The sequence below is a fragment of the Pseudomonas wayambapalatensis genome, assembly GCF_049942315.1.
Classification (GTDB): Bacteria; Pseudomonadota; Gammaproteobacteria; order Pseudomonadales; family Pseudomonadaceae; genus Aquipseudomonas; species Aquipseudomonas wayambapalatensis.
This window is the reverse complement of sequence record NZ_JBNFMU010000130.1, coordinates 1-1,066: the sequence shown is the minus strand read 5'-3', so window position 1 is coordinate 1,066 and position 1,066 is coordinate 1. Positions and strand designations below refer to the sequence as shown.

1 pseudogene is annotated in these 1,066 nt (G+C 49.4%); it reads right to left on the bottom strand.

Going from position 1 to position 1,066, the window contains the following annotated elements:
• Positions 1-749, bottom strand: a pseudogene (locus tag ACPZMI_RS07330) (DUF6708 domain-containing protein); the annotation flags it as partial.
• Between the last annotated feature and the right edge of the window lie 317 nt (positions 750-1,066).

Here is a 1,066-nt window from a genome sequence, read left to right as displayed (position 1 = left end):
CCCTCATCCATGAAGCGGCGGATGAACTCCCATTCGGCTTGCTGCTCCGTATAGTTGTTGGCGGCCTTGCCTACGTGGACGAGTTCGGGATGAAGTGCGCCGGCGAAGGAGGGTGGCCATAAGAGCTCCAAAGGAAGGCCTACTCCCCCGGCGGTGGCGTATTTTTTATCCGAGCCACCGGACGTGACACCGTGCCAAGGGAGTGTGACTATTCCGCCACAGTACGTTGGGCGGTGTAGGTAGACCTGTTGGGTGGTACGGTTGAACCGTATCAGCAAATGGCGAGAGGTGAACATTTCAAAGCGCGTGAAGCGGAGCCCATATTTTAAGTAAAGCCATAATGCACCTACGCCCAATGTGAAGAAGAGTGACCCCATGAAAAGCTGCTCGCCATAGGTCTCACCGTTGTAGTTGAGTGATAGGCTGATGAGGCTTTTTATGTCTTCTAAAGCAATCGCTAAGTTCACTGATGAGTAGGCTATAAATGCAAGGGATATTATGCTTATTAGTCCCCGTTTATCCTCCCACATGCCGCAGCGCATTTCTAATATATGCTCGTTGTAAACATAGACTGGTCCGCGACTTTTGGGGCTGTTGCTGGCTGGCTTCTTGGCGGCCTCAATCATTTCCTGATCGTCGCTTTCATATGTGATCTTTATTTTGAATTTTTTATGCTGTTTTTCAAAAGCCTCACGCTCTTCTTTTGGGTTGATGTAGGCAAGCCATGTGAGCCACTCAACAAAGTACATTATACTACCTCGCTGATCGCGCTGATCAGATCTTCAAGTTCTTCTGCATCCTTGGTATAACTTTTGTGGGATGGTTGAAGGCGGAAACAGCATTTGTTGCACCATTTTTCTAGTGCGTCTTCATCGAAGATCATTAAGGCGATACTGCTAACGAGCACGATGGCGCCTCCAATCCTGCTTTGCCAACGAGTGGCTGAAAGCTGTAACGCAAGTCAGATTGGTAGTAGGCATAAGCAATCCTTGTCCGCCGTCCGAGATTCGAAATGCCCAGGCAGCGATGACTGCCAGGGCACGTTTTCATGCGATTTGCCAATCAG